General features: G+C 32.0%; 16 protein-coding genes. 5 read left to right on the top strand and 11 right to left on the bottom strand.

Going from position 1 to position 17736, the window contains the following annotated elements; translation table 11 throughout:
- Positions 1-169: 169 nt before the first annotated feature.
- The 7 genes from RR643_RS04630 to mnmE form a co-directional block, all read right to left on the bottom strand.
- A complete protein-coding gene (locus RR643_RS04630; RefSeq protein ID WP_332469208.1) occupies positions 170-1354 on the bottom strand; it encodes a hypothetical protein in 1185 nt (394 codons plus the stop codon).
- Positions 1341-2561 (bottom strand): amidohydrolase, encoded by a 1221-nt coding sequence (locus RR643_RS04635; RefSeq protein ID WP_332482464.1) that lies wholly within the window; start codon positions 2559-2561, stop codon positions 1341-1343. The genes RR643_RS04630 and RR643_RS04635 overlap by 14 nt, the downstream gene beginning before the upstream one ends.
- 3 nt (positions 2562-2564) lie before the next feature.
- Positions 2565-3755 (bottom strand): MalY/PatB family protein, encoded by a 1191-nt coding sequence (locus RR643_RS04640; protein WP_332482465.1) that lies wholly within the window; start codon positions 3753-3755, stop codon positions 2565-2567.
- Positions 3756-4019: 264 nt separating this feature from the next.
- Entirely contained in the window at positions 4020-4682 is a 663-nt protein-coding gene (locus RR643_RS04645; RefSeq protein WP_332482466.1) for a helix-turn-helix transcriptional regulator, read from the bottom strand.
- 73 nt (positions 4683-4755) lie between these two features.
- Positions 4756-5535 carry a TatD family hydrolase gene (locus tag RR643_RS04650; RefSeq protein WP_332482467.1) on the bottom strand — a complete coding sequence of 260 codons (780 nt, stop codon included), beginning with the start codon at positions 5533-5535 and terminating at the stop codon, positions 4756-4758.
- Entirely contained in the window at positions 5514-5957 is a 444-nt protein-coding gene (locus tag RR643_RS04655; RefSeq protein WP_332469203.1) for an RDD family protein, read from the bottom strand. Before RR643_RS04655 ends, RR643_RS04650 begins: the two co-directional genes overlap by 22 nt.
- Positions 5957-7279 carry a tRNA uridine-5-carboxymethylaminomethyl(34) synthesis GTPase MnmE gene (gene mnmE / locus RR643_RS04660; RefSeq protein ID WP_332469202.1) on the bottom strand — a complete coding sequence of 441 codons (1323 nt, stop codon included), beginning with the start codon at positions 7277-7279 and terminating at the stop codon, positions 5957-5959. Before mnmE ends, RR643_RS04655 begins: the two co-directional genes overlap by 1 nt.
- 116 nt (positions 7280-7395) lie before the next feature.
- Between mnmE and RR643_RS04665 the strand changes: the two genes are divergently transcribed.
- The 5 genes from RR643_RS04665 (at position 7396) to RR643_RS04685 (ending at position 14253) form a co-directional block, all read left to right on the top strand.
- Positions 7396-8784, top strand: a complete 1389-nt coding sequence (locus tag RR643_RS04665; protein WP_332469201.1) for a DEAD/DEAH box helicase — start codon at positions 7396-7398, stop codon at positions 8782-8784.
- A gap of 74 nt (positions 8785-8858) precedes the next feature.
- Positions 8859-9563 (top strand): LytR/AlgR family response regulator transcription factor, encoded by a 705-nt coding sequence (locus RR643_RS04670; RefSeq protein ID WP_332482468.1) that lies wholly within the window; start codon positions 8859-8861, stop codon positions 9561-9563.
- Complete coding sequence (locus RR643_RS04675; protein WP_332469199.1) at positions 9560-10546, top strand: sensor histidine kinase; 987 nt, start codon at positions 9560-9562, stop codon at positions 10544-10546. Before RR643_RS04670 ends, RR643_RS04675 begins: the two co-directional genes overlap by 4 nt.
- 253 nt (positions 10547-10799) lie before the next feature.
- Complete coding sequence (locus RR643_RS04680) at positions 10800-12446, top strand: ABC transporter ATP-binding protein (RefSeq protein WP_332482469.1); 1647 nt, start codon at positions 10800-10802, stop codon at positions 12444-12446.
- Positions 12421-14253 carry an ABC transporter ATP-binding protein gene (locus RR643_RS04685; protein ID WP_332482470.1) on the top strand — a complete coding sequence of 611 codons (1833 nt, stop codon included), beginning with the start codon at positions 12421-12423 and terminating at the stop codon, positions 14251-14253. The genes RR643_RS04680 and RR643_RS04685 overlap by 26 nt, the downstream gene beginning before the upstream one ends.
- Positions 14254-14295: 42 nt before the next feature.
- Here RR643_RS04685 and RR643_RS04690 read toward each other — a convergent pair whose 3' ends face one another.
- Genes RR643_RS04690 through RR643_RS04705 form a run of 4 tightly spaced genes read right to left on the bottom strand, consistent with a single transcriptional unit; the run spans position 14296 to position 17670 of the window.
- Positions 14296-15135 carry a PhnE/PtxC family ABC transporter permease gene (locus RR643_RS04690; protein WP_332469196.1) on the bottom strand — a complete coding sequence of 280 codons (840 nt, stop codon included), beginning with the start codon at positions 15133-15135 and terminating at the stop codon, positions 14296-14298.
- Positions 15135-15911, bottom strand: a complete 777-nt coding sequence (locus tag RR643_RS04695) for a PhnE/PtxC family ABC transporter permease (RefSeq protein ID WP_332469195.1) — start codon at positions 15909-15911, stop codon at positions 15135-15137. Before RR643_RS04695 ends, RR643_RS04690 begins: the two co-directional genes overlap by 1 nt.
- Positions 15908-16687: a phosphonate ABC transporter ATP-binding protein gene (gene phnC / locus RR643_RS04700; protein ID WP_332469194.1), complete on the bottom strand. Its 780-nt coding sequence runs from the start codon at positions 16685-16687 to the stop codon at positions 15908-15910. The genes RR643_RS04695 and phnC overlap by 4 nt, the downstream gene beginning before the upstream one ends.
- A gap of 11 nt (positions 16688-16698) precedes the next feature.
- Positions 16699-17670, bottom strand: a complete 972-nt coding sequence (locus RR643_RS04705; RefSeq protein WP_332469193.1) for a PhnD/SsuA/transferrin family substrate-binding protein — start codon at positions 17668-17670, stop codon at positions 16699-16701.
- Between the last annotated feature and the right edge of the window lie 66 nt (positions 17671-17736).

Consider the following 17736-nt stretch of genomic DNA (forward strand, 5'->3'; position numbering starts at 1 on the left):
TTATCATTTTCAACTAATTCCAAAAGTATATTTTTCATGAGTCTACCTCTTTTTAACTCTCAAGGATCTTATATTTTTTAATTATAACATATCTAAATTTTTCAACAAAAAGTGAGACGATTATATACTCATCTCACTTTCTGTTTTTGTTATATAAATTTCAATACCTTTACAACATCTTTACTAACACTCCCGCAACAATACAACTTACAAGGGTAACAGCTACCACACTTCCGATAATCATTTTTGGAAGCATCTGTTCCGTTACGTAAGCTTTCTCTTCATCAGTTTTCGCAACTACAGATACCGCCTCGTTCGTTAAATTGTAGTTATAAGGAAAACCTAAGAAACAGTTTAATCCTATTGCTGACGCCATCCATGTCGAATATCCAAATTTTTTTCCTACAGGAATGGAGAAAGCTAATATACCAATTGTAGCAATTATTAATAAACCGAATACAACGACAACCATTTGTCCAATTGACGCAGGGGTTGTATCTGCGAATCCTGACATGAAACTTGCGAATAAAGCAAGATTTAAAATCCCTGCAGAATCAGCACTGTTCATTGGATTCGGTGGAATTAAACCAAATTGACTTGCAGTAATACCCACAATAATCATGATAATACTACGATCAACAATTCCATTTAGTAACTTGAAGATTAATAAGCCCAAACAACCAAGCACACCCATTACTGTTAAATAATATGTAGGTGTACAAATCTTTTTAGGGATATATTCATATAGTTTCTTTTTTGTGCCAACTTGTTCACTAGAATCTAAACTCTTTACTTGATGAATCAAATTTGGATTTTGTCTAAATTCTCCTACAAGTCTTTCCCCTTCCTTACGTAGAAAGAAAGCTGTTACTGGAAAACCAACAAATCCCTGCATAATAAAGATGACAAACGCAACAACTCCTAATGCATTTTTGCCAATAGCAATCGCACCTTCATTCATAATCATCGCCGCCATACCACCACCTGTTAGTGGTGCTGCAGCAATAATCGCTAAATCTTTTCCGAAGAAGAATGAACCTAATGTTAGTACTAGAGCGAGAATACCAACAATGGCACATAGAGTTGTTACCACAACTCTCCAATCCTTAATCAATGACTTCACATTAAACATTGATCCAACATGAATCAGTATAAATAATTTACATATCTCCGATACAACACTCAAACCTGATATCGCTAGTATATCTTTGGGTAAGAATGTCCAATATCCAATTAGAAACAATGTTGCGACAATAAACATTTGAGGAAGTTTTCCACCAGTCTTAGATGAAATAATTTCTCCCACAAGCATAATAACCGCTATGACCGCAAATCCGGTACTAAGATCCCACATTTACTTTATCCTCCTTACTCTTTCTAGCATAGCTAGTTGCATAACCTACTGTTGCTTTAACACCTAACATTAATACACTTTCATCGATGTCAAAGAATTCACTATGGTGTTCTGCACCAGTACCATCCTCGGGGTTATTAATCCCTAAGAAGGCAAAGACTGAAGGATATGAAAGAGTATATCCCGAGAATGATTCTGATGCATACCATTTATCACACGGAGAAATATTTTCCCCACCGATAAACTCTGGTAATACTTGTTTCGCAAACTCACTACATTCTTTATTTGTAACAACTGGTCTACCTAATACTTTTGTCTTCTCATCGAATTCAACATAACAATCGTACATAGCTGCAGTATGTTCGCTTACGCTTTTAAATAAATCCACTGCTTTTTTACCTTCATTTACATCAAAGAATCTAAATGATCCTGCTATTGTAGCTTCATCACTAAATACGTTTGGTGTTCCACCACCATTAAGCGTTGTGATTCCACATGTAACTGTTTCATTCGCATTGATTTTGTTGATAAATACACCACCTAAATTAACCAATATATTCGCAGCTACAAACGTTGGATTATTTGATAAGTCTGGTCTTGAACCGTGACCACCTTTACCAATAACCTTTACCATCGCTCCTGCAGCACCCGCCATTCTTGGCCCTGCATCAACGCAAATTTTTCCAGACTCTAATTTGTTATAAACATGAATTGCCCATACTGTATCTATTCTTTTATCTTCAAGATAATTCAATATGGCTGTAGCACCTTTCTTCCTACCTAGTTCTTCGCCTTGTTCAAAGCAGAAATAGTAAGTACCTACTAAATCATCTTGTATCTCTTTTAGAACTCTCATTGATGCAAGGAGCATCGCAGCATGAGCATCATGTCCACACAAATGACTCGCAGTATCACTATTGGAGATACATGTTCGATTACGTTTTAAGTTATTTTCATTTTCCTTAATTGGTAATCCATCGATATCAGCACGTAATGCAATTACATTACCTGGTTTATTAGTTTCTAATCTTGCAACAACTGTGAACTCTTCCACGACTTCAAAACTAAATCCAATTTGCTTAATTTCTTCAAGAATATAGGCAAATGTTTTTACTTCTTGATCACTTGGTTCAGCTAATTGATGAAGTTCTCTTCTTGTTTTTATTACATATTCTTCTACATGCTTGAAAGCATCATTTATCTTCATTCATTACCTCATTCTCTTTCTATCTGCCCACTTTGCAAGACGATTCAACCCTTGAAGTAAAACATCTGTCGGACATGCTATATTAATTCGTTCAAATCCAACTCCTGCTTCTCCAAATATATGACCCTCATCAAAAAACAATTCGCATTCCTCGATCATCTCTTTTTCCAATTGTTCTTTGCTTAAACCAAAGGCACGTAAATCTAACCATTGTAGATAAGTTCCTTCCAGTGGATATACTTTAATTTCTGGTATTTCTCTTTTACAAAACTCTTCAACTATATTTTTATTCTCATTCATTTTTGAAATAAGTTGCTCCAACCATTCATCACATTGGTTATATGCTATTTCACAAGCTTTATATCCTAGAGTCCCACAATTCAAAAACGCTACCTCTAACATTGATTTCTTCATCTGGTCTCTTAATAATTTATTTTTAATCACTAAATTACTTGTTTGCATACCCGCAAGATTAAATGTCTTAGATGGTGCTGTGCATACGATACAATGATCCGCAATTTCTTCAGACAAAGTAGACATAACCGTATGTGTGTATCCTGGCATAATTAAATCAAAATGAATTTCATCTGAAATAATGAGCACATTATGTTTTAAACAAATTGCTGCAACTCTTTCCAGTTCTTCTTTGCTCCATACTCTTCCTATAGGATTATGCGGAGAACAAAATAATAGAATTCTATTTTTAGGATCACTTGCTTTTTCTTCTAAATCGTCAAAATTAATTTCATAGTGTCCTTCATTATCAATTAATGGATTTTCAACAATCTTCCGATTGTTCATTGTTACACATGCAAAGAATGGATAATATACTGGTGTCATAATGATTACACCATCCCCTGGATCAGTGAATCCTCTTACTGAATGCGCAAGTGCTGGAACTACTCCTGGCGCTGTTACAATCCAAGACTTATCTATATTCCAATCGTGATGACGATTCATAAAATTTACTACCGAATCCAAATATCCTTCCGTTGGACTTGTATAACCTAATATAGTTTCATCTAAATAATTTTTGAGTCCTTCCATAATTTCAGGTGCATTCTTAAATTCCATATCCGCTACTGAGAACGGAACAATACTTTTTGAAACATCAGGTTTTTTATCTTTCATCCCTAACCATTTCGAAGAACCTAATTCACCCCTATTAACAAGTGTTTCAAAGTCATAGTACATGTTTTACCTCACTATACTTCTATAGTTTCCCTTTCCTCGAATAGATAAAAAAGTAAGAATACTTCATAAAGGCATAATTAAAAGAATGTTTTGTAATGAACATTTTTCGTATTAATAGATTTATGATTTTATTTCGCGAAATTTCGAAGTAATTCTGAACGTACTTTTTTAATGCTATTCCATAATATTATTATAGTGATAAATTATTATCACGTCAATAATTTTTTATCACATTAATAAAAAAGCTCAACTGATTTTCATCAATTAAGCATCTTTGGTTTTCTTTAAATAACGATATATGCTTGCTTCAGAGGAGTGTAATTGAAGTGCTACCTCACTTACTGCACCCTTCATTAAGAATACTCCCTGTTTCTTTAATTCCTCAATAAGTATCATTTTCTCATCAAAGCTTAACCTTGCGATAGGTAAGTTCTTTTCTTTAACGATTGGATCAATGATATTCGTAATTGCATTGGACATATCTTCCGCAAAATATTCAACAGAACTTTCTTCAACAAATCGATTGTTATCTTCAATAAGATTAAATATCTCGCTTAACTCTTCGTTGATTTTCTTGATACTCTTATTGATATGATCAAGATCAAAATTTATACACATTAAACCAACAAGTTTCCCTTTATCATTTTTGATGAAAAATGTTGAACTCCTCAAAACATGCTTCCCTGTCAACCCTTTGTAGTTTGCTTCATAATCTACATCTTCATATCGCTTTTCATTCACGAACTTTAATGCTAGTTCACTAAGTGGAGCATTGATTGTTCTTTTAGACACATCACCATTTTCAATACTTACAAGTTCAAGTTCATTGTTCTTTATTTGATGGATAGCAATTTCATAGTCTTTCCCTAAACACGCAGCTAAAAACTTAGCTATTTTTTTGTATTGTTCAATCAAGAATTCATCCATAACATTTCCATCCTTTTACTCATTTGTTTTATTATATCATAATCACTAAATCTTAAATCATTTCAAATCTTCTTTATTTATACTGTCTAAACAACAAATCATAATTTTTATTTATTGCTTCTTGTAACACTTCATCTTGTATTTCTTTCAGGTTCGCAACATACTCGCCTACATGTTTAACATATCCAGGTTCATTCTCTTGACCTCGATGTGGTTCGGGTGTTAAGTAAGGAGAATCCGTTTCAATTAATATTCGATCCATTGGTACCATCTTTGCTACTTCTTTTGGTTCCTTTGCATTTTTAAATGTAACTGGTCCCGCTAAAGAAAGTGTATATCCGAGTTTAATAAATTCTTTTGCCATTTCAACACTATATGAGTAACAATGCATGACACCAAAATGTTTTACTTCTTTAAGTATTTCTATTGTATCTTTTGCAGCATCTCTTGAATGAATCAGTATTGGTTTATTTACTTTCTTAGCAATTTCGATTTGGCGAATAAAATGTTCTCTTTGTATCTTCTTATTCTCTTCATCTTTTTCCCAATAGTAATCTAATCCCATTTCACCAATCGCAACTACACGGTCATCACGCGCAACTTCTAATAATCTTGCCCAATTTTCTTCAGTATATAAATCATAATCCGTTGGGAATAATCCCATCGCAATATCAATTTGTGGATATTTCTCTTTTAAGATAAATGCCTTTTCAAGTTCATCAAAGTTTAAACAAATAGTCAGTATCTTCTTCACTAAATTCTCTTCGCATAAACTCATAACATTTTCTATTCTATCAAATAATCGTTCATCGCTTAAATGTGCATGACTATCTAACCAACCGTATTTTCCCATACTCCTGTCCTCACTATCTTATCGTGTATTGATGTACTGTAATCATTTGTCATGATTAATAAAGATATAACTGCTGGAATAGAGTATATCGCAAACAAAGATAAAGATTTACTTAATGATCTTGTAAATTGTCTTCGTTGTGGAATTCTTCTTTTTCCTTGTTCTGTTTCTATGTGTATTTGAAATTTATTTTTCCCAATCGTTGTATGAAACTTCCTCATATAGAAATAATCGTACATGGTAAAAAACAAAATATAAATTGTAGAAATTTGTGTAATGAAATTAAAGTTATTTAAAAAATCATTAAATTGCGGAACAACTTTAAGTAGATGACCTACTCCCGCAACGATCAGAGTTGGCAAGGATACGATTACAATATCTAACAATGTTGCTAGTACTCTTTTTACAAGTAAATTGTTCATTATTTACCTAGACAGAAATTACTGAACAGGGCATCCAATAAATCATCACGGCTGACCTCTCCAAGTATTTCTTTCAATGATGTATAGGCATCTTGTAAATCAATTGTAACTAGATCCAACTCAACTTGATTTTCTAGTGCTTCTATTGCTTGTTTCATCGACTGGCGTGCTGCCATCGCTAATCCAATTTGTCTTTCATTATTTAGTGTTACTTCATTACTATCATGTATTTGTGTTTCATACCGACGATTTATTTCATCTACTAATGTATCTATATCTTGATTTGCAGCACTGATCGTAATTCCTTCAATTTGTTGATTTAAGTCTTTCTTATTGTAAACGATAATACGATTTGTATTTTCAGTTAACGCAAGCAATTTTTTGTCCTCATCATCTAGATCTCTCGACAAGTCCAACACAACTAATACAAGTTCTGCGTTTTCTAATGCTTTAAGTGATCGTTCAATACCAATTTGTTCAACACGATCTTCTGTATCATGAATACCTGCAGTATCAATCAAATTGAGCGTTACATTTTTACAATGTACGATTCCTTCAACTAAATCTCTCGTTGTCCCCGCAATATCTGTAACAATTGCCTTATCTTCTTCTAACAATGCGTTTAATAAACTACTCTTACCCACATTGGGTTTACCTAAAATAACGGTATTAATTCCTTTTTTTATTTGATATGAATTCTCTGCTTGCTTAATGATCTTTTCAATTCGTTTATACCACTCTTTAGCTTGTGGTAGTACAACCTCTTGTGATAGTTGTTCCACATCTTCATATTCTGGGTAATCTATGTTCACTTCAATGTGTGCAATGATTTGTAACAAGTCCTCACACAAGGGATGAATTAAGCGTGTTACAGAACCTTTCATTGAAGATAAAGCTTTTGTTGCACCTTGAGAATTCTTCGCTTCAATGAGGTCTAAAACCGCTTCAGCTTGAGTTAAATCAATTCTACCATTTAAGAAGGCACGTTCTGTAAATTCTCCCGGTCTTGCTACTCTTGCTCCTGCTCCAACACACAAACTCAAAACTTTGCGCGTGATATAAATTCCCCCGTGACAATTAATTTCCACTACATCTTCTTTGGTATAGGTTTTAGGTGCTCTAAAAACACTTACTAGTACTTCATCAACCGCTTTTCCATTATCTTGGATCATTCCATAATGAACAGTATGACTTGGTACATCAAGTAAGTTACGACTAAACAAATTGTTGGCAATTTCAATTGCATCATCACCACTTAAACGGATAATTGAAATAGCTCCTTCTTGAAAAGCTGTCGAAATTGCAACTATTGTATCGTTCATAAGCACCTCTTTCTATCCTTTATTTTAGCATAATTCAGCTTTGTTTGGATATCCATTAGTCACATTACAAAATATAAACATTGCATTATGGCTCCAAACACATTACACTTACATACATGAATACACAATTTAAAGAATATAACTTAGACAAAAGAATCATTCAAGCAATCCTCGACTGTGGATATCTTTCATGTACCGAAATCCAACGTCAATCTTTACCTTTATTATTAGAAGGTAAAAACTGTTTAATCCAATCCAAGACTGGATCTGGTAAAACTGCAGCATTTTGTATACCATTAATTGAAGCAATTGACTTCGATGACCCTACAAGTGCGCTTATCCTTGCACCAACAAGAGAGTTAGCCCAACAAATCCAACATGAGTTTAATCGCCTTGCTATATATAAGAAGATTAACTGTGTTTGCCTTATTGGCCGTCAAGACTTTCAAAAACAAGCATTACAACTTAAACAAAAAGCTCATGTTATCGTTGGAACTCCTGGTCGCGTATTTGATCACCTTGAATCCAACAACATCAATATGGATAACATCAAAACACTTATATTAGATGAAGCTAACGAAATGGTTACCCTCGGTTTACTTGAACAAGTAGAAACTATTGTAGCGGATTTACCTGAACATAAAACTTGGTTATTCTCTGCAACAATGGATTCAGAACTACTATTAAGCAAATTAAACGTTAACGATGCAAATATCATCACGATTGATTCACCATTAGAAATTAGTAACCAAATTGATACCTATCACATTAAAACAAATGATAAAGAAAATGTGTTGTTAGATATTTGTACACATTGCAAGATTGAATCAATGTGTGTGTTTGTCAATACGCGTGAAGATACAAAGAAAATCACTATGCTTCTACAAAAACAAAAATACTTATGCAGTATTCTCCATGGTGGTATGGAACAAAAAGAGAGAACACAATCCCTTGCGAAATTTAAACAAGGTAAAACACGTATTCTTGTATCAACTGATATCGCCGCTAGAGGAATTGATGTCGATCAAATTACTACTGTTGTTCACTATGATTGTCCATTAACAATTGACAGTTATATCCATCGCTCTGGAAGAACTGGAAGAAAAGATGAACAAGGTACATCGATCACTCTTATTTCAAAGGATGATACATCCAGTATTAAAAATCAAATATTGGATGAAACCGAAGCATTCATCATACCTTCGGAAACCGTAGATAATCACTTAAATAAATCTGTTCATAAAGAAGATAAAGACAGTACATTCAATTCAAAGAATACTCATTTATTTATTCGTGCAGGTAAAAAAGATAAAATTAGAAATTTAGATGTTGTAGGTGCATTGTGTTCATTAGAACAATTCAATTCTGATAACATTGGTATCATTGATATCCAGCAAAACTACACAACCGTAACACTATTAAATATTGACCAATCACAAATTGAAGATTTACAAGCAGTTAAAATTAAAGGTAAGAATAGAAAAGTTGAACTTAAAATTAAATAAGTTCAACTTTTCTTATACTCATTTTAATTTCAATGCAATTCAATTATAATATGATTAACATTTGAGGTTAACTTATGAAGATCGCACTACTTGATGATGAATCATCATTACTACTACAGCTTAAACAAACCTGTGATGAATGTCTTAATGAGATGGATATAACATCTTCTATCTCGTGTTTTTTAAGTGCCGAAGAGTTCCTATTTAAAACTAATCGCAACTATCCTTATGACTTGATTATTCTCGATATTCAAATGAAGCAATTATCTGGTATTGAACTTGCAAGAATAATTCGCGAAACTGACAAGTCTGTAATGATCGTTTTTCTAACAATTACACCCGATTTTGTATTCGATGGGTATGAAGTTGATGCCTACCGCTATTTACTTAAACCAATTAATATAAATGAATTGAAGAAGATAATTGAAGAATGTGAAAGAAGAAAAAACCGACTTGATTTAATTATTAAAAACGATGGTGATTTAATCAAAATTTATCAAAATGATATTTTATATCTAGAAGCGAATTCACATTATATATCTATCGTTACTAAATCCAATACAATTACTATCAAAGAAACCTTGTCCTCTATAGCGAAACAATGCTCATTATCCTTTTGCTCACCACATCGCTCGTATCTCATTAATATTGACTACATTCAAAAAATAACAAGAACAAGTGTGATTTTAATAAACAATATTTCAATTCCTTTGAGTAGAAATAAAATCAAAGAAATTAATGAACAATTTATTCGCCATCACATGAGGAATCAAATATGATGAATTTTATAATTAACTTCACATTCTTATTTTATGTGACTTTTGTATCTTTTAAAGAAATGAAAAAATCATTACGTATATTCTATTTCATTTGTATAACAATTTTATATATGTTATTTCTTCTATTTACCTTACCACTAAATTATTGCTTACTTATACAAATCTCTATAGTTTCTTTCTACCTTTATCAATATTATTCATTTAAATTAATTTATTTTCTGATTTATATTTCAATTCAAATTCTATGTATTACACTTTACATTGCTAATCCAATTATAACAATTCCAATCATCCAAATTCTTCTCTTTGTCTTAGCCATAGATTCAAAGTTTTATGACAATAAAATCAATGACGAAAGAACGACAACTTTCCAAAATAAAATTTTAAGCCAACAAGTTCTTGAAGTACAAAATATTTATACACAGCTCCGAGGATACAGACATGATTTTCACAATCATCTTCAATCGCTGAAAGCTAAACTTAAATTTGAGCAGATTAATGAAGCAACAGATTATTTAAATCAATTGGAAGATGAACTAAAAGAAATCAAACAACTTGTTGAAACAGGTAATCTTAACTTTGATGCAATCTTGAATTCTAAATTATCTTTGATAACATCTCACGAAGACATTGATTTAAATTGTAAAGTCTCCGTACCACCAACACTGACTATCACCGATACTGACTTATGTGCTCTTATTGGTAATTTAATTGATAATGCTTATGAGAGTTGCGAAAAAATGAGTGCAAATAAATTCATACGGATTTATATTGGCCAAGTAAAAGATGAATTCTATATTTCAATTACCAACTCAACAAATGAGGTTATTCGGAAATTGGATAATGAGTACATCACAAATAAGCGAGGCAATCATGGTCACGGTTTAAAACGAATAGATAACATTGTTTATAAGTATCAAGGATATATCAACCGCAAGAATGAACCTGGTGTTTTTGTAACCGAGATTCTATTGCCTTTATAAGTTACATTTCGTGTATTATTTTTTACATTTCACGATTTTTTTAGTCTTCATTAGAATTCTAATATATGATTTAGTAGAGGTATTTATTATGAAATATGGACTCTTTAGTAATATTAAATTTCTTTATTTTTATTTATGGAAAACGAATAAAAAGATTATTCTTTTTCAATTGCTTGAAATTTTTTTTTCCACATTAACTCCAGTTATCTTGGTGTTAATTCCACCTCTAATTCTAAATTTATTGGAGACTTATGTGACGTTTGAAACCCTGTTATTATCCTGTTTTGGTTTATTTCTTTTATTTAGTCCCATTAGCGCATTGAAAACATATCTTGTCGATAGAAACTCAAAACAATACATTGAATTTAGAAATCAAGCATTTCAAAATGAATACTTAAACAAACAATTTTCAATTCCATTCAGTGTTTGGGAGTCTGAGTATTTTCAAACGCTTTATTACAAGGGGCTTATATCCCTTTGTAACAATTCGATTGGTCTTGAAGATTTGTTGTGTCGATTTCCTCAACTTATTACTGAGATATTTGGATTAATTATATTTTGTCTTATGTTATCTAATTTGAATCCTCTGTTTATTCTTATTCTTTTAGGATTTGCTATCCTACAATATTTATTTTTTATCCCCGCATCTACTTACGAATCTCGTATCCGTGACCAATATCTATCAAAACTCGAAAAAACAAGTGAGTATTTTCAAATACTCAAATCGAATCATGTTAGTGCAAAAGATATTCGCATATTTGAACTTCAACCTTGGTTACTAGATAAGTTTAATGATTACTCAGTAGCACACAATCAATATACAAAGAAAATTAGAAATCGATATTTCTCGGTTGATTTCATTGCATCCGTTTTACATTTATTACGTGATCTGCTTTGTTATGGTTACTTAATCATTCAACTTAAAAACGGATTAGATCCTTCCTTATTCATTCTCTACATTGGCGTTATTTTAGGAATATCCTCATGGTTTGATAAAATTACATTATCATTATCCAATATTAGAAATGATAGTTCACTATTAAAAGACACTAGAATTGTTCTTGATTACCCTGACGCAGAAACAACTACTGGAGAACACCTGCAATCTACTGATTCCTTTCACATTGTATTTAACCACGTTTCATTTTCGTATCCAAATACCAATAAGATTATACTAGACGACATCTCCTTCGAAATCGAAGCGAATCAAAATATCGCGATTGTAGGCATTAATGGAGCAGGCAAATCAACAATCGTTAAACTATTATGTGGTTTCTATAAACCTTCAAAGGGGCAAATACTCATTAATGGACAAGATATAACAACGTTAAATATGGATCATTATCAAAGTTTGATTTCATGTATATTTCAAGATACTCATCATCTATCATTTACAATCGCTGAAAACATAGCATGTGCAACCATGTATAATCAACAACAATTAAATAAAGTGATTGAACAAGCTGAACTATTAGAAAAGGTAAATTCTCTATACAATAAAGAATATACATATTTAGATAATCACATCGATCCAAATGGAGTTTCATTATCTGGTGGTGAATTTCAAAAACTTATGTTAGCTCGTGCGTTATATAAAGGAGGTTCATTGTTTTTACTTGATGAACCTACCGCAGCATTGGATGCAATAACCGAGAATAAGATTTATGAACAATATAAAACATTAACAAATAAAGCTACATCAATTTTCATATCCCATCGTTTATCTTCTACAAAATTTTGCGATCAAATACTTGTTTTGAATGAAGGTCATATTATTGAGCAAGGTACTCATGCTGATTTAATTAAACTAAATAATTTCTATGCGAATTTATTTAACATTCAAAGCCAATATTATCAGGAAGGAAGTGAAAACAATGAAGTTCAAACAAGTTTTAGTTGAAGCTCATCATTTACTTCAGCTTTCTGCAAAAAACAACTGTTTACTTTACCTCATGATTCTTAATTCTCTAACAACTTCAATCATTCCATTTGTAAATTTATATTTCTCAATGCTAATACTTGATTCTGTTTTATATCAATCCTTTGATTTAACATTCACTTATGCAATTGTAATGATCGTTTTGTCATTCATACTAGATTGCATTTCAAAATTCACATCCCAAAGACTTATAGCGAAATACAGATTTTGTAATAACCTTGTAACACAAGATACTATCTCAAAATCATTCACTATAGAATTTGATGAATTAGAAAAAATAGAAACTATCGAGAAACTGAATTATCTTGATAACGGAATTAACGGAGCTGGAGATGTAGGGTCACAACTTCACGATATTAATTTATGTATTCAATATGCATTCACAACATTCTTCTCTTTGATATTTGTTGTTATTTTATTTCTTCATGTACCTTTGGATGCTAGTTACTTTTTCACTTCTCCGCTTTCTACCATCATAATGATTCTTTTATTTCTATTACTTATAATGATTATTTTTAAATTGCAAAAAATATCATCTCAAAAGATTAATGAAATGCAACGTTCAAACATTTCAACAAATAGTAAATCTTCTTATATTTTTAATGTACTACTCGATCTAAATCAATCATTGGATATACGTTTGAACAAATTGAATCATGTTATTCAAACTAATTATCTAAAATACAAAAAGAATTCTTTACCTATGTATTTACAATGGGGAATTGTTTTTGGTAGATACAATGCATTATCTTCACTATTAGTTGAACTCTATGCTGGTTTAACATATATCTTTGTCTGTGCAAAAGCTTATTACGGAATCATTTCATTGGGCAGTGTACTTATGTATACTGGTGCTATTAGTCAGTTTATAGTCTCTGTTCAAAAATTCATTTCAACATTCGCAAGTATTACTTATCGTTTTGAGTATTTGCATATACATAGTGATTTTATTCATCACCCCAACATTCATTACCATGGTACATTACCTATAGAAAAACGAAATGATTTTGAGTATGAGTTTGAGTGTCGCAATGTTTCCTTTAAATATCCAAACACTGAATTTTACGTTTTAGAAAATGTGTCATTACAATTTAACATCGGACAAAGACATGCAATTGTTGGCCAAAATGGCGCAGGTAAAACTACACTTATTAAATTATTATGCCGATTATACATACCTACAAGTGGTACAATTTATCTCAATGGAATCGATATACAAAAATATGATTTTGATGAATATATTAAAATTTTCTCTGTTGTCTTCCAAGATTACCAGTTATTCTCATTTCCAATTAATGAGAACATTGCAGGTTCATCAAATCCCATTAACGAAAAAGTATATAATATTTTAAGTAACATTCACATTTTAGATACTATTAATAATCTGCCCGAAGGAATAGTTAGTACTTTGTATAAAGACAATACAGATGGTGTAATTTTATCCGGAGGACAATCTCAAAAATTATCCATAGCACGTGCTTTATATAAAGACGCGCCATTTATTATTTTAGACGAACCTACCGCAGCATTAGATCCTATTTCAGAATCAGAAACATATTTAGAATTCAATCAACTTGTAGGTGGTAAAACTTCAATTTTTATATCACATCGAATGAGTAGTTGTATCTTTTGTGACAAGATATTTGTATTTGATCATGGAAAACTAATTAGCCAAGGTAATCATGTTGAATTGCTTAAATCTTGTGATATTTACAATCAGCTTTGGCATGCTCAGTCTAAACATTACCAACATATTATTTCTGAATAAGTAATCAAAAAAGTTGAACTTCTCCATTGAAGTTCAACTCTTTTAATCTATTGTATTTGTACGAAGTTTATTAATTAACAATTCAAACATGAATGCGACCACAAAGACACATATGATTGAAAATCCTAATCCTGGGAAAAATCCACTTCTAGAGTATGCATTAATTACACTTCCAATTGTACCCGCAACACCAATTGCAGGACCAACTACAACTGCTACCGCAAAGTTAATTTCACTTCGCATCGCAAGCCATGCGATGATACGTGTCATACATGATGGTAATACCGCTTCTGTAATGACTTGAAACCAACTTGCTCCACTTGCTTTCAATGCCTCAATGATTCCTGAATCAACTTCTTCAAAACTTTCACTATAAGATTTAACGAAGAATGCCCAACCATGAAATATCATACCAACTACTGCAGTTGTAGCACTTAAACCATACGACGAGATAAAGATAAGAACCCAAATAATTGTAGGTACAGCTCTTACAAAACTCGCAACTCCTTTAATAATATTTGAACATCGAACTGAAGATAAGTTCGTTGCGGCAAGTAAGCCAAACGGAAAGGCCAATACTGCCGCAAGAACTGTAGACAAAACACCTAAGAATACAGTGTTTACCAAAAGTGACGCAATGTATGTCATTTCACTTATTTTAAGTGCATCAAATCGAAGAAATGATACCGCCATATTCATAATAATATCTGGACGAAATTGATCCCATTTATAAGTAACTGTTACAAGAAATGCTACAAGTGATAAAATAAATAATCCTAGAATTACTTTGATAAGTTGATCACTTACTTGTTTATTCTTTAATTTATAACGTTTTGATTTACTTGCTCTAAAATCATTATTTACGAGTTGTATTTCACTCATTAGTCCATAATCCTCCTTCTTATATAACTTGAAGTTTGGTCAAAGACAAGAATCACGATTACAACCAAGAGAATTGCTGTAAACAAGGATGTGAATTGTCTAAAGTGTTTGTAGTTACTGATTAAGTATCCAATACCACTACCCGTTAACATACCAATAATAGTAGAAGATCGAATATTATTTTCTGTGGAATATAATCCCCAAGAAATTAGAGATGGCATGACCTCGGGGATTACAGCACAGAAGATGATTTGCCAATAGGAAGCACCAGTAGCTTCTAAGGCTTCTATACATGCAGAATTCGTTTCATCAATCGTATCTGCATAGACACGTGTTAAGAAACCATACGAGATGATTGATAACACAAGGAACGCTAAGAACTCTCCAAACCAGAAACTAATCAACAAGATAATTGCCCATACACCCTCTGGTATATTTCGAGTCAGTGATGCAATAAATCTCACCACTGCTTTTAGTATTTTGTTTTTACCTGTTTTCTTTGATATCGCAATCGCAGATAACAAACCAAGTACCATACCCACACATGATCCAGCACCTGCCAAAAGAATTGTGATTCCCATTTGTTGAATCATTACTCCCAAGTCAGTTACATCAGGTGGTAAGTATAGTTCAATGAATCGAGATACCCCTTTAGAAAAGTTTGCAATAGAATTTACCCATTCAAATTGAATTGCATTACCCATAACGATCGTACCTACTACTAAAATTAATAAACTAAGAATTAACAGATTTCTTTTTTTATTTAAGTAACTCATTTATCTTGCCCTTGGCTAATTAACTCTTCCATTTTGACACCATAAATTTTTTCAATCATTTCATCTGTTAATTCACTTGGTTTACCATTAAATACGATTTCGCCTTGATGCATACCAATAATACGATCCGAATAATGTAACGCAACATCTACTTGGTGTAAATTCACAAGACAAGGTATGTTTGTTGATTCTACAATATCTTTTAAATATTCCATAATTACTTTACTAGATTGAGGATCCAAAGATGCAATTGGTTCATCGCATAAAATCATTTTAGGATTTTGAACTAATGCTCTAGCGATACCCACACGTTGTTTTTGTCCACCTGATAATTTCGAACAACGATCATATGCTCTTTCTTCCAATCCCAACATTTTTAGTATACTCATTGCTGAATCTACATCTTCTTTGCGATATTGCTTTAGTAATGATTGAAGCCATGTATAGTTCGCAAGTCTACCATGTAATACATTCTCTAATACACTTGAACGATAAACTAAATTGTAATGTTGGAAAACCATACCAATATTCTTTCGAATTGTTTTCAATTCCTTTTTGTTCGCCTTTACAACATCTACCCCATTGAACAATATATCTCCATCCGTTACATCAATCATTCGATTGATTGTACGTAGTAGTGTTGATTTACCTGCACCACTTGGGCCAATAATTGAAACCAACTCTCCTACACTAACTTCTACCGAAATATTACTTAATGCTTTGATTTTATTATCGTATATCTTAGATACTGAATTCATTTGTAAAACTTGCGTCATAATATTCTCCTTTAGTCTTTATACATTTCGTATAAGAAGTCGTAGAATCCTTCAGGTATTTTAACGAAACGGTTTGCACCAGCTCCATCACTTTCAAAGAAGAATCCATTTTCATCATCAAAGAAATTCTCAACTGAATTTTCAGGAGTCATTGCAGTGAAGTGATTAATAATTGCATCTTGCATATCTTGAGTAATATAAGTTGAATTAACCCATAGTGGTCCATTTGGTACATCTACTTCATCAATGATGTATAAGTCATCCATGAAATCATCACCATATTTACAACAGAATGCACCAGCATATACTTTGTTTTCTACAATAAGTTGAACACTACCTGGATGGTTTCCACCAAATTGTACTTCTGAGAAAATACCACCATCTTTTGTTGTCTTTTCAAACACTTGAGATTTATTTTGTACTTTTCCATTTCCTTCAGGTCCAAATTCCATAAATAATGTAGTAGTAGGAACTAGTCTTCCCGATGTCGATGTCGCAGATACAAATGAGAATGATTTATCAATTAATTGTGCATATTGTTCTTCTTTTGATTTACCTTCAAAATCTTTTGCATTTTCTTTATTTGTTGCGATAAACGCTGGATAAGAAGCTTGTTTAACATCTCCATCAACACCATATGTTACAAGTGGAATGATCGCATCATCTTCCATTTTTGTTGCGACAAATGTAGCTCCTGATTCCCAAGCAATTTGTGCTGTCCCTGTAAGCATTGCTTCTGTTACGGCTGAGTAATCATCACAAACGATACCATTAATCTTGATATCATCACCTAATGCTTTTTGTAATTCATCAATTAACATTTGATCAACTGTACTGATTGTTCCTGATCCTTCATTTGGTAGAAACGCTACAGTAACAGTTTCAATTTTTTTATTTGTTGTTTCTGTATTTTGTTCGTTATTTTTTGTTTGACATCCTGCTAATAAAACTAAAGATAAAAGTGTTAGTAATATTTTCTTCATATATCCTCCATGTAGTTACACTACACAAGTACTATAGTTTTTTTATATAAAAAAGGAATTAACTCC

The sequence above is a fragment of the Anaerorhabdus sp. genome, assembly GCF_036637135.1.
In the GTDB taxonomy this organism is placed as follows: domain Bacteria; phylum Bacillota_I; class Bacilli_A; order Erysipelotrichales; family Erysipelotrichaceae; genus Anaerorhabdus.